Here is a 12,062-nt window from a genome sequence, read left to right on the forward strand (position 1 = left end):
AGTGGCAGCGGATGCAGCAAGGAGTGGGGGGCGGGGGCGCAGGCTGGGGACAGTCGGGACAGCACCCGGCCGCGCCGCCGCAACCTCCGATACCCCCGGCGCAGGGCTGGCCGGGCACCCCGCCACCCCTGTCGCCGCCCGTGATGGAGGCCACCGGCCACATTCCGCTGCCGCCCGCGGTGGCGGGTACGGGAGGGGCCACCCTCGCCGTGCTGCTGATCGGCCCGGCGGGAGCGGGCAAGACCACCGTGGCCCGGCACTGGGCGAGCACCCGCCCGGTGCCGACCGCCCACGTCAGCCTGGACGACGTCCGGGAATGGGTCTGCTCGGGCTTCGCGGACCCGCAGGCGGGCTGGAACGACCATTCCGAGGCCCAGTACCGCCTCGCCCGCCGCACCTGCGGCTTCGCCGCCCGCAACTTCCTGGCGAACGGGATCTCCTGCATCCTCGACGACGCCGTCTTCCCGGACCGGCCCGTGGTGGGGCTGGGCGGCTGGAAGCGGCACGTGGGCCCCGCGCTGCTGCCGGTGGTCCTGCTGCCGGGCCTGGAGATCGTCCTGGAGCGCAACGCGGCCCGCTCGGGCAACCGCAGGCTCTCCGACGAGGAGGTCGCGCGGATCCACGGCCGGATGGCCGGCTGGTACGGCTCCGGCCTCCCGATCATCGACAACTCCCACCTGGACGTGGAGGGCACGGCACGCGCCCTCGACGAGGCGTTGGCGCGCGCGATGGCCTGATCCAGCCCCGCCGGCGATTGAGGCGCGGGGTCTCGGGCGGAGCCCCAGGGGTTTGAGCCCCGGCTCCGGGCGGGCGGAGCCCGAGCCGCACGTCCGGACGCGCTCACCAGGCCGGAGGCGCGCCGCGCTCGTACGCTCGAAGACATGTCAGACGTGTACGCCGCCCGCCGTGGCCTGCTCCGCGACCGCTGTGCCGCCGCGGGGAACGCCGCCGCACTGATCACGCGTCCGGCGAACGTCCGCTACCTCTCCGGGGCGTCCCCGCTGGGTGCCGTCCTGCTCGTGGGCCCGGCCGAGGACGTGCTCTTCTGCGCCGCGGCGCCCACCGGCGAGGCCGACGAGGGCCGCCTGGACGAGCGGCTCAGCGTCTCGGTGCTGTCGTCCCCCGGCGGGGACCCGGCGGTCGCCGCCGCCGACCTGACCGCCGCCGTACGGGCCGACTCGCTGGCGGTCGAGGAGCACCACCTCACCGTGGGCCGGCACCGGGCCCTGCGCTCCGTGGCGCCCGGGCTGCGCCTCGCCGACCTCGGCACCGCCGTGGAGCAGCAGCGCCTCGTCAAGGACGAGGAGGAGATCGCCTGCCTGCGGATCGCCGCCGAGATCGCCGACCAGGCCCTCGGCGAGCTGCTGGAGTCGATCCTGGTGGGACGTACCGAACGCCACCTCGCCCTGGAGCTGGAGCGGCGGCTCGTCGACCACGGGGCGGACGGGCCCGCCTTCCCGACCTCCGTCGGCACCGGCCCGCACTCCGGCCGCTCCCGGCACCGGCCCTCCGACCGGCGGGTCGAGGAGGGCGACTTCCTCTCCGTCTGCCTGGGCGCCAACTACCGCGGCTACCGGTGCGAGATCGGCCGCACGTTCGTGATCGGCACCACCCCGGCGGACTGGCAGATCGAGCTGTACGAGCTCGTCTTCGCCGCCCAGCGGGCCGGCCGTGAGGCGCTGCTGCCCGGCGCCGCGTACCGGGACGTGGACCACGCGGCACGCTCCGTACTGGACTCCGCGGGCCACGGGGAAGCCCTCGCGGCGTGGATGGGACACGGCGTCGGTCTCGAAATCGACGAGGACCCGCAGCTTGCACCTACGGCAATGGGTAAACTGGACGCTTGCGTGCCGGTCACCGTCGAACCGGGGGTTCACCTCCCGGGCCGGGGAGGTGTCCGGATCGATGACACGCTCGTCGTGCGCCCCGAGGCGGACGGCGGTCCAGAGCTACTCACCATTACGACCAAGGAGCTGCTCGCGCTCTAGTCCGCTCGCCGGACTGTGCGCGCACCCGTGGTCTTCCAGTGCAGGAGATTCCGCAACCGTGGCTTCCACGAACGACCTCAAGAACGGCATGGTGCTGAAGCTCGACGGGGGCCAGCTCTGGTCCGTCGTCGAGTTCCAGCACGTCAAGCCCGGCAAGGGCCCGGCCTTCGTGCGCACCAAGCTCAAGAACGTGCTCTCGGGCAAGGTCGTCGACAAGACCTTCAACGCCGGTGTCAAGGTCGAGACGGCCACCATCGACCGCCGTGACATGCAGTTCTCGTACATGGACGGCGAGTACTTCGTCTTCATGGACATGGACACCTACGACCAGCTGATGGTCGACCGCAAGGCCGTCGGCGACGCCGCCAACTTCCTGATCGAGGGCTTCACCGCCTCCGTCGCCCAGCACGAGGGCTCGGTGCTCTACGTCGAGCTCCCGGCCGCGGTCGAGCTCAAGATCGAGCACACCGACCCGGGCGTGCAGGGCGACCGCTCCACCGGCGGCACCAAGCCCGCCACGCTGGAGACCGGCTACGAGATCCAGGTCCCGCTCTTCATCACCATCGGCGAGACGGTCAAGGTCGACACGCGCACCAGCGACTACCTCGGCCGGAAGAGCAACTAACCCGTGGCTGCTCGGAGCAATGCGCGCAAGCGCGCTTTCCAGATCCTCTTCGAGGCCGACCAGCGCGATGTGCCCGTGCGCGAGGTCCTCGCGGACTGGATCCGCCACGCGCGGACGGACGACCGGCAGCCGCCGGTCAGCGCCTTCACGATGGATCTGGTCGAGGGTTACGCCGACAAGGTGAACCGGATCGACGACCTGATCATCACCTACGCCGTGGACTGGGAAATCGACCGCATGCCGGTCGTGGACCGCAACATCCTGCGGCTCGGTGCCTACGAGCTGATCTGGGTGGACGACACCCCGGACGCCGTGGCCATCGACGAGGCCGTCCAGCTGGCCAAGGAGTTCTCCACGGACGAATCTCCTACGTTCGTGAACGGTCTGCTGGGCCGCTTCAAGGAACTGAAGCCGAGCCTGCGCCGCGGCGAGTAGTGCGCGGCGGTTCGGCAGGACGGCAGGGCCCGCAGCGCACGTGCTGCGGGCCCTCCGCTTTTTTCGCGCTCCGCCCGCCGGACGCGGAAACGCCGGTGGCGCCGGCCCCTTGCGGGACCGGCGCCACCGGTAAACGTTTCTGCTGGTCTGCGGCCTGGGACTCAGACGTCCTCGTGCGCCACGGCGCGACGGGCGTCCGCGTCCAGCACGCCCCAGCTGATCAGCTGCTCGGTCAGGACCGAGGGCGACTGGTCGTAGATGACGGCCAGGGTGCGCAGGTCGTCCTGGCGGATCGACAGCACCTTGCCGTTGTAGTCGCCGCGCTGGCTCTGGATCGTGGCCGCGTAACGCTGGAGCGGACCGGCCTTCTCCGCGGGCACACCCGCGAGGCGCTCCAGGTCGAGACGGAGCTTCGGCGGCGGCTCGGCGGCCCCGCCGGGAGTCGTGCCCGGCAGCAGCTCCTGCACCGGAACCCCGTAGAAGTCCGCCAGCTCGGCAAGGCGCTGGACGGTCACGGCGCGGTCCCCGCGCTCGTACGAACCGACCACCACGGCCTTCCACCGGCCCTGGGACTTCTCCTCGACACCGTGGAGGGAAAGGCCCTGCTGGGTGCGGATGGCGCGGAGCTTGGCCCCGAGCTGTTTGGCGTATTCGCTGGACATAACGCTCCCGGACGCTGTGACGCTGTGACGACATGGACGCTGTGACGACATTGACCACGTGCGGCTCCGCCGCGCGGCTGGTAACTCACTGTGAGGTTACGCAGCGTTACTTGGATGCGTCAAGCCGAATGGTCTCCACCGCCCTTTTCAGGGGGCCCGAGCGGGGCCCGGGGCGCAGGCGCCGGAAAGGCCCTGGTAACGTGGTCCACGTACATCAGACGTCCTTTAAGGTCCGTCCCGTGAGGCGGAGAAGGAGGTCCTTTCCTTGGACACTCAGGCTGCTCAGATCCAGACCGGCGATGCTGCCCGCCCCGTTCTCGAGGCGCAGGACATCGCGCGGGTTCTGACCCGCATCGCCCACGAGATCGTCGAACGCGCCAAGGGCGCCGACGACGTGGTGCTCCTCGGCATCCCCACCCGCGGCGTGTACCTCGCCCGCCGGCTGGCCGCCAAACTCGAAGAGATCACCGGCGCGAAGATCCCGGTGGGTTCCCTCGACATCACCATGTACCGCGACGATCTGCGGATGAAGCCCGCCCGTGCGATCGGCCGTACCGAGATCCCCGGCGACGACCTCGACGGACGCCTGGTCGTCCTCGTCGACGACGTGCTCTTCTCCGGCCGCACCATCCGCGCCGCCCTCGACGCGCTCGGCGACCTCGGCCGCCCCCGCGCCGTGCAGCTCGCCGTCCTCGTCGACCGCGGCCACCGCGAACTGCCGATCCGCGCCGACTACGTCGGCAAGAACCTCCCCACGTCGCTGCGGGAGACCGTCAAGGTCCAGCTCCAGGAGGAGGACGGCCGAGACGCCGTACTGCTCGGCCAGCAGACCCCCCGGGCAGCAGGGCAGTAACCCGTACGCGTGAGGGGCCCCGCGGGGTCCCGCGCCGTGCCGTGCCCGCTCCGCCCTGCCCTGCCCTGCCCGTACTCCCGCCAGTCAGCCCGCCTGCCTGCGCCCTTCCGACCCACGGAGCCATCCAGATGAAGCGCCACCTCATCTCGGCCGCCGATCTCACGCGCGACGACGCCGTCCTGATCCTCGACACCGCCGAGGAGATGGCCCGCGTCGCGGACCGGCCGATCAAGAAGCTGCCCACCCTGCGCGGCCTCACCGTCGTCAACCTCTTCTTCGAGGACTCGACCCGGACCCGGATCTCCTTCGAGGCGGCCGCCAAGCGGCTCTCCGCCGACGTCATCAACTTCTCCGCCAAGGGCTCCTCCGTTTCCAAGGGCGAATCCCTGAAGGACACGGCGCTGACCCTGGAGGCCATGGGCGCGGACGCGGTCGTCATCCGCCACCACGCCTCCGGCGCCCCCTACCGGCTCGCGACCTCCGGCTGGATCGACTCCGCCGTGGTCAACGCCGGCGACGGCACCCACGAGCACCCCACCCAGGCCCTGCTGGACGCCTTCACCATGCGCCGCCGCCTGGTCGGCCGGGACGCCGGACTCGGCAAGGACCTGAACGGCCGCCGGATCACCATCGTCGGCGACGTCCTGCACAGCCGCGTGGCCCGCTCCAACGTGCAGCTGCTGCACACCCTCGGAGCCCACGTCACCGTGGTGGCCCCGCCCACGCTGGTCCCGATCGGCGTCGAGAGCTGGCCCTGCGAGGTCTCGTACAACCTCGACGAGGTGCTGCCCAAGTCCGATGCGGTGATGATGCTGCGTGTGCAGCGCGAACGCATGAACGCCGCCTTCTTCCCGACCGAGCGCGAGTACTCCCGCCGGTACGGGCTCAACGGCGACCGCATGGCGAAGATGCCCGAGCACGCCATCGTGATGCACCCCGGCCCGATGAACCGCGGCATGGAGATCACCGCCGAGGTCGCCGACTCCGACCGCTGCACCGCCGTCGAGCAGGTCGCCAACGGCGTCTCCACCCGGATGGCCGTCCTGTACCTGCTGCTCGGAGGCTCCGAGCCCGCCGTCACCACCACCCCCGCCGCCGCAGCCCGCACCGAGGAGACGAAGTAACCATGAGCAAGATCCTGATCCGTGGCGCGAAGGTACTCGGTGGCGAGGCGCAGGACGTCCTGATCGACGGCGAGACCATCGCCGAGGTCGGACAGAACCTGTCCGCCGAGGGCGCGACCGTCATCGAGGCCGAGGGCCAGATCCTCCTCCCCGGCCTCGTCGACCTGCACACCCACCTGCGCGAGCCCGGCCGCGAGGACTCCGAGACCGTCCTCACCGGCACCCGCGCCGCCGCGAGCGGCGGCTACACCGCCGTCTTCGCCATGGCGAACACCTTCCCGGTCGCCGACACCGCCGGCGTCGTCGAGCAGGTCTGGCGCCTCGGCAAGGAATCCGGCTACTGCGACGTGCAGCCCATCGGCGCCGTCACCGTCGGCCTGGAGGGCAAGCAGCTCTCCGAGCTGGGCGCCATGCACGAGTCCGCCGCCCGCGTCACCGTCTTCTCCGACGACGGCAAGTGCGTCGACGACGCCGTGATCATGCGCCGCGCCCTGGAGTACGTGAAGGCCTTCGGCGGCGTCGTCGCCCAGCACGCCCAGGAGCCCCGCCTCACCGAGGGCGCCCAGATGAACGAGGGCGTCGTCTCCGCCGAGCTCGGCCTGGGCGGCTGGCCCGCCGTCGCCGAGGAGTCGATCATCGCCCGTGACGTCCTCCTCGCCGAACACGTCGGCTCCCGCGTCCACATCTGCCACCTCTCCACCGCCGGCTCCGTCGAGATCGTCCGCTGGGCCAAGTCCCGCGGCATCGACGTCACCGCCGAGGTCACCCCGCACCACCTCCTCCTCACCGAGGAACTGGTCCGCTCGTACAACGCCGTGTACAAGGTCAACCCGCCGCTGCGCACCGAGCGCGACGTACTGGCCCTGCGCGAGGCGCTCGCCGACGGCACGATCGACATCGTCGCCACCGACCACGCCCCGCACCCGCACGAGGACAAGGACTGCGAGTGGGCCGCCGCCGCCATGGGCATGGTGGGCCTGGAGACCGCGCTCTCCGTCGTCCAGCAGACGATGGTGGAGACCGGCCTGCTCGACTGGGCGGGCGTCGCGGAGCGGATGTCCTTCGCCCCGGCGCGGATCGGCGGCCTGGAGAACCACGGCCGTCCCGTCTCGGCAGGTGAACCCGCGAACCTGACCTTGGTCGATACCTCGTACCGTGGTGTCGTGGACCCCGCACATTTCGCTTCCCGCAGCCGCAACACGCCTTACGAGGGCCGTGAGCTGCCGGGTCGCGTCACTCACACCTTCCTGCGGGGCCGGGCAACGGTCGTGGACGGGACGCTGGCGTGACACCTGCAGTAATCCAACTGGCCGCCGAGGCCGCCGAACGACGGTCGGCGGAGGTGACGGACTGGGGCGCACGCATGGCGTGGGTGCTCGGCCTGCTCGTCTTCATCGCGTTCGTGTACTGGCTGATGCGGCAGGGCTGGAAATGGCGAGGCGCGCTGCAGAACGATCTGCCGGAGCTGCCCGCCGCCCCCGACGGTCTCCCCGAGCACCGGCTGGCCCTGACCGGCCGGTACCACGGGTCCACCACCGCCGGGCAGTGGCTCGACCGGATCGTCGCCCACGGACTGGGCGTCCGCAGCCGGGTCGAGCTCACGCTCACCGACGCGGGCCTCGACGTGGTCCGTCCGGGTGCCACCGACTTCTTCGTACCGGCCGCGCAGCTGCGCGGCGCCCGCCTCGACAAGGGAATCGCGGGCAAGGTACTCACCGAGGGCGGTCTGCTCGTCGTCACCTGGGCGCACGGTGACAAGCAGATCGACTCCGGATTCCGCTCCGACCGCGCGGCCGAGCACGCCGCCTGGGTCGAGGCGATCAACCTCATGAACTCATCCACCACGACGGAAGGCGCCGAACGATGACGACCTCCACCAGGGGAGCAGCCAAAGCTCCCGCCGTACTCGTCCTGGAGGACGGTCGGATCTTCCGCGGCCGTGCCTACGGCGCTGTGGGGGAGACCTTCGGCGAGGCCGTGTTCTCCACCGGCATGACCGGCTACCAGGAGACCCTCACCGACCCGTCGTACCACCGGCAGGTCGTCGTGATGACCGCCCCGCACGTGGGCAACACCGGCGTCAACGACGAGGACCCCGAGTCCTCCCGCATCTGGGTGGCCGGCTACGTCGTACGCGACCCAGCCCGCGTCCCCTCCAACTGGCGCTCCCGGCGCTCGCTGGACGAGGAACTCGTCAAGCAGGGCGTCGTCGGGATCTCCGGCATCGACACCCGCGCCCTGACCCGCCACCTGCGCGAGCGCGGCGCCATGCGCGTCGGCATCTTCTCCGGCGACGTCTGGGCGGGCGTCCGCGACGAGGCGCTGCTGGCCAAGGTCCAGGCCGCCCCGCAGATGAAGGGCGCCAACCTCTCCGCCGAGGTCTCCACCAAGGAGACGTACGTCGTCCCCGCGATCGGCGAGAAGCGCTTCACCGTCGCCGCCATCGACCTCGGCATCAAGGGCATGACCCCGCACCGGATGGCCGAGCGCGGCATCGAGGTGCACGTGCTGCCCGCCACCGCCACCGTCGAGGACGTCTACGCGGTCCAGCCCGACGGCGTGTTCTTCTCCAACGGCCCCGGCGACCCGGCCACCGCCGACCACGCCGTGTCCGTCATGCAGGGCGTCCTCGCCCGCAAGACCCCGCTCTTCGGCATCTGCTTCGGCAACCAGATCCTGGGCCGCGCGCTCGGCTTCGGCACCTACAAGCTGAAGTACGGCCACCGCGGCATCAACCAGCCGGTGCAGGACCGCACCACCGGCAAGGTCGAGATCACCGCGCACAACCACGGCTTCGCCGTCGACGCGCCCCTCGACAAGGTCTCCGAGACCGCCTACGGCCGCGCCGAGGTCTCCCACGTCTGCCTGAACGACCAGGTCGTCGAAGGCCTCCAGCTGCTCGACCAGCCGGCCTTCAGCGTCCAGTACCACCCCGAGGCGGCCGCGGGCCCGCACGACGCCGCGTACCTCTTCGACCGCTTCACGTCTTTGATGGAAACCGCCCAGATGGAGGCCGAGCGTGCCTAAGCGCACCGATATCCAGTCCGTCCTGGTCATCGGCTCCGGCCCGATCGTCATCGGCCAGGCCGCCGAATTCGACTACTCCGGCACCCAGGCCTGCCGCATCCTCAAGGCCGAGGGCCTGCGGGTCATCCTGGTGAACTCCAACCCCGCGACGATCATGACCGACCCGGAGATCGCCGACGCCACGTACGTCGAGCCGATCACCCCCGAGTTCGTCGAGAAGATCATCGCGAAGGAGCGCCCCGACGCGCTGCTCCCGACCCTCGGCGGCCAGACCGCGCTGAACACCGCGATCTCCATGCACGAGCAGGGTGTGCTGGAGAAGTACGGCGTCGAGCTGATCGGCGCCAACGTCGAGGCCATCAACAAGGGCGAGGACCGCGACCTCTTCAAGGGCGTCGTCGAAGCCGTCAAGGCGAAGATCGGCTACGGCGAGTCCGCCCGCTCGGTCATCTGCCACACGATGGACGACGTCATCGCGGGCGTGGACACCCTCGGCGGCTACCCCGTCGTCGTGCGCCCCTCCTTCACCATGGGCGGCGCCGGCTCCGGCTTCGCCCACGACGAGGAAGAGCTGCGCCGCATCGCCGGCCAGGGCCTCACGCTCTCCCCGACCACCGAGGTGCTCCTTGAGGAGTCCATCCTCGGCTGGAAGGAGTACGAGCTGGAGCTGATGCGCGACACCAAGGACAACGTGGTCGTCGTCTGCTCCATCGAGAACTTCGACCCGATGGGCGTCCACACCGGCGACTCCATCACCGTCGCCCCGGCGATGACGCTCACCGACCGCGAGTACCAGCGGCTGCGCGACATCGGCATCGCGATCATCCGCGAGGTCGGCGTCGACACCGGCGGCTGCAACATCCAGTTCGCGATCGACCCCGTCGACGGCCGCGTCATCGTCATCGAGATGAACCCGCGCGTCTCGCGCTCCTCGGCGCTCGCCTCGAAGGCCACCGGCTTCCCGATCGCCAAGATCGCCGCCAAGCTGGCCATCGGATACACGCTCGACGAGGTCCCCAACGACATCACCGAGAAGACCCCGGCCTCCTTCGAGCCGTCCCTCGACTACGTCGTCGTCAAGGCCCCGCGCTTCGCCTTCGAGAAGTTCCCGCTCGCCGACGCCACCCTCACCACCACCATGAAGTCGGTGGGCGAGGCCATGGCCATCGGCCGCAACTTCACCGAGGCCCTCCAGAAGGCCCTGCGCTCCCTGGAGAAGAAGGGCTCGCAGTTCACCTTCGTCGGCCCCGTCGGCGACAAGGAGGAGCTGCTCGCCACCGCGGTCCGCCCCACCGACGGCCGCATCAACACCGTCATGCAGGCCATCCGCGCCGGCGCCACCCAGGAAGAGGTCTTCGAGTACACGAAGATCGACCCCTGGTTCGTCGACCAGCTCTTCCTCATCAAGGAGATCGCGGACGAGCTGGCCGCCGTGGAGAAGCTCCACCCCGAGATCCTCGCCGAGGCCAAGCGCCACGGCTTCTCCGACGCCCAGATCGCCGAGATCCGCGGCCTGCGCGAGGACGTCGTCCGCGAGGTCCGGCACGCGCTGGGCGTCCGCCCGGTCTACAAGACGGTCGACACCTGCGCCGCCGAGTTCGCCGCGAAGACCCCGTACTTCTACTCGTCCTACGACGAGGAGTCCGAGGTCGCGCCGCGCACCAAGCCCGCGGTCATCATCCTGGGCTCCGGCCCGAACCGCATCGGCCAGGGCATCGAGTTCGACTACTCCTGCGTCCACGCCTCCTTCGCCCTCAGCGACGCCGGCTACGAGACCGTGATGGTCAACTGCAACCCGGAGACCGTCTCGACGGACTACGACACCTCCGACCGCCTGTACTTCGAGCCGCTGACGCTCGAGGACGTGCTGGAGATCGTCCACGCCGAGTCGCTGGCCGGCCCCATCGCCGGTGTCATCGTCCAGCTCGGCGGCCAGACCCCCCTCGGTCTCGCCCAGGCCCTCAAGGACAACGGCGTCCCCGTCGTCGGCACCTCCCCGGAGGCCATCCACGCCGCCGAGGACCGCGGCGCCTTCGGCCAGGTCCTCGCCGACGCGGGCCTGCCCGCCCCCAAGCACGGCACCGCCACCACCTTCGCCGGCGCCAAGGCCATCGCCGACGAGATCGGCTACCCGGTCCTGGTGCGCCCGTCCTACGTGCTCGGCGGCCGCGGCATGGAGATCGTCTACGACGAGACCCGCCTCGAGTCGTACATCGCCGAGTCCACCGAGATCTCCCCGACCCGCCCCGTGCTGGTCGACCGGTTCCTCGACGACGCCATCGAGATCGACGTCGACGCCCTCTACGACGGCCACGAGCTCTACCTCGGCGGCGTCATGGAGCACATCGAGGAAGCCGGCATCCACTCCGGCGACTCCGCCTGCGCCCTGCCCCCGATCACCCTCGGCGGCTACGACATCAAGCGCCTGCGCGTCTCCACCGAGGCCATCGCCAAGGGCGTCGGCGTCCGCGGCCTGATCAACATCCAGTTCGCGATGGCGGGCGACATCCTCTACGTCCTGGAGGCCAACCCGCGCGCCTCCCGGACCGTCCCCTTCACCTCGAAGGCGACCGCCGTCCCCCTCGCCAAGGCCGCCGCCCGCATCTCGCTCGGCTCCACCATCGCCGAGCTGCGCGCCGAGGGCCTGCTGCCGAAGACCGGCGACGGCGGCACCCTGCCGCTCGACGCGCCGATCTCCGTCAAGGAGGCCGTCATGCCGTGGTCGCGCTTCCGCGACATCCACGGCCGCGGCGTGGATACCGTCCTCGGCCCGGAGATGCGCTCCACCGGCGAGGTCATGGGCATCGACTCCGTCTTCGGCACGGCCTACGCCAAGTCGCAGGCCGGCGCCTACGGCCCGCTGCCCACCAAGGGCCGCGCCTTCATCTCCGTCGCCAACCGCGACAAGCGCTCGATGATCTTCCCGGCGCGCGAGCTCGTCGCCCACGGCTTCGAGCTGATGGCCACCTCCGGCACCGCCGAGGTGCTGCGCCGCAACGGCATCAACGCCACCGTGGTGCGCAAGCTCAGCGAGGGCGAGGGCCCGAACGGCGAGAAGACCATCGTCCAGCTGATCCACGACGGCCAGGTCGACCTGATCGTCAACACCCCGTACGGGACCGGCGGCCGCCTCGACGGCTACGAGATCCGCACGGCGGCCGTGGCACGCGGCGTCCCGTGCCTGACCACGGTCCAGGCGCTCGCCGCGGCCGTGCAGGGCATCGACGCCCTCAACCACGGCGGCGTGGGCGTGCGCTCCCTCCAGGAGCACGCGGAGCACCTGACCGCGGCCCGCGACTAGCAAGCCCGTACAGCCCGGACACGGGAGGGGGGACACCGGTTTCACGA

The 12,062-nt window shown here is 70.7% G+C and carries 11 protein-coding genes; 10 read left to right on the forward strand and 1 reads right to left on the reverse strand.

From position 1 onward, the window contains the following. Window positions 1–11 precede the first annotated feature (11 nt). From OG447_RS18650 to nusB, 4 genes are all read left to right on the forward strand, one after another. Window positions 12–737 (forward strand): AAA family ATPase, encoded by a 726-nt coding sequence (locus tag OG447_RS18650; RefSeq protein ID WP_266937903.1) that lies wholly within the window; start codon window positions 12–14, stop codon window positions 735–737. Between the two features lie 144 nt (window positions 738–881). Beyond that, window positions 882–1,988 carry an aminopeptidase P family protein gene (locus OG447_RS18655; protein WP_266937905.1) on the forward strand — a complete coding sequence of 369 codons (1,107 nt, stop codon included), beginning with the start codon at window positions 882–884 and terminating at the stop codon, window positions 1,986–1,988. A 58-nt stretch (window positions 1,989–2,046) separates the two neighbouring features. Further along, a complete protein-coding gene (gene efp / locus OG447_RS18660) occupies window positions 2,047–2,613 on the forward strand; it encodes an elongation factor P (RefSeq protein WP_266937906.1) in 567 nt (188 codons plus the stop codon). 3 nt (window positions 2,614–2,616) lie between these two features. Beyond that, window positions 2,617–3,048, forward strand: coding sequence for a transcription antitermination factor NusB (gene nusB / locus OG447_RS18665; RefSeq protein ID WP_266937907.1), 432 nt, complete (start codon window positions 2,617–2,619; stop codon window positions 3,046–3,048). Between the two features lie 161 nt (window positions 3,049–3,209). On the opposite strand, the gene bldD is transcribed toward nusB, so the two are convergent. Next, window positions 3,210–3,710, reverse strand: a complete 501-nt coding sequence (gene bldD / locus OG447_RS18670; protein ID WP_030026184.1) for a transcriptional regulator BldD — start codon at window positions 3,708–3,710, stop codon at window positions 3,210–3,212. Between the two features lie 265 nt (window positions 3,711–3,975). Between bldD and pyrR the strand changes: the two genes are divergently transcribed. From pyrR to carB, 6 genes are all read left to right on the forward strand, one after another. Further along, window positions 3,976–4,563, forward strand: coding sequence for a bifunctional pyr operon transcriptional regulator/uracil phosphoribosyltransferase PyrR (pyrR, locus tag OG447_RS18675; RefSeq protein WP_266937908.1), 588 nt, complete (start codon window positions 3,976–3,978; stop codon window positions 4,561–4,563). A 128-nt stretch (window positions 4,564–4,691) separates the two neighbouring features. Beyond that, window positions 4,692–5,687, forward strand: a complete 996-nt coding sequence (locus tag OG447_RS18680; protein WP_266937909.1) for an aspartate carbamoyltransferase catalytic subunit — start codon at window positions 4,692–4,694, stop codon at window positions 5,685–5,687. Window positions 5,688–5,689: 2 nt separating this feature from the next. Continuing rightward, on the forward strand, window positions 5,690–6,976 hold the full coding sequence (locus OG447_RS18685) for a dihydroorotase (protein ID WP_266937910.1): 1,287 nt from the start codon (window positions 5,690–5,692) through the stop codon (window positions 6,974–6,976). Then, window positions 6,973–7,554 carry a hypothetical protein gene (locus OG447_RS18690; protein ID WP_266937912.1) on the forward strand — a complete coding sequence of 194 codons (582 nt, stop codon included), beginning with the start codon at window positions 6,973–6,975 and terminating at the stop codon, window positions 7,552–7,554. The genes OG447_RS18685 and OG447_RS18690 overlap by 4 nt, the downstream gene beginning before the upstream one ends. Beyond that, the gene (gene carA, locus OG447_RS18695; RefSeq protein ID WP_266937914.1) at window positions 7,551–8,714 is read left to right on the forward strand and encodes a glutamine-hydrolyzing carbamoyl-phosphate synthase small subunit; all 1,164 of its coding nucleotides are present in this window, start codon (window positions 7,551–7,553) and stop codon (window positions 8,712–8,714) included. Before OG447_RS18690 ends, carA begins: the two co-directional genes overlap by 4 nt. Further along, window positions 8,707–12,015 carry a carbamoyl-phosphate synthase large subunit gene (carB, locus tag OG447_RS18700; RefSeq protein WP_266937915.1) on the forward strand — a complete coding sequence of 1,103 codons (3,309 nt, stop codon included), beginning with the start codon at window positions 8,707–8,709 and terminating at the stop codon, window positions 12,013–12,015. Before carA ends, carB begins: the two co-directional genes overlap by 8 nt. Window positions 12,016–12,062: the final 47 nt, after the last annotated feature.

Source organism: Streptomyces sp. NBC_01408, assembly GCF_026340255.1.
In the GTDB taxonomy this organism is placed as follows: Bacteria; Actinomycetota; Actinomycetes; order Streptomycetales; family Streptomycetaceae; genus Streptomyces.

What these genes read in the sequence shown, in the direction of transcription:
- OG447_RS18685 (WP_266937910.1), top strand. Translation starts at nt 5,690, where the DNA reads ATGAGCAAGATCCTGATCCGTGGCGCGAAGGTACTCGGTGGCGAGGCG.
- bldD (WP_030026184.1), bottom strand. Translation starts at nt 3,710, where the DNA reads ATGTCCAGCGAATACGCCAAACAGCTCGGGGCCAAGCTCCGCGCCATC.
- OG447_RS18650 (WP_266937903.1), top strand. Translation starts at nt 12, where the DNA reads ATGCAGCAAGGAGTGGGGGGCGGGGGCGCAGGCTGGGGACAGTCGGGA.
- carA (WP_266937914.1), top strand. Translation starts at nt 7,551, where the DNA reads ATGACGACCTCCACCAGGGGAGCAGCCAAAGCTCCCGCCGTACTCGTC.
- OG447_RS18655 (WP_266937905.1), top strand. Translation starts at nt 882, where the DNA reads ATGTCAGACGTGTACGCCGCCCGCCGTGGCCTGCTCCGCGACCGCTGT.
- OG447_RS18680 (WP_266937909.1), top strand. Translation starts at nt 4,692, where the DNA reads ATGAAGCGCCACCTCATCTCGGCCGCCGATCTCACGCGCGACGACGCC.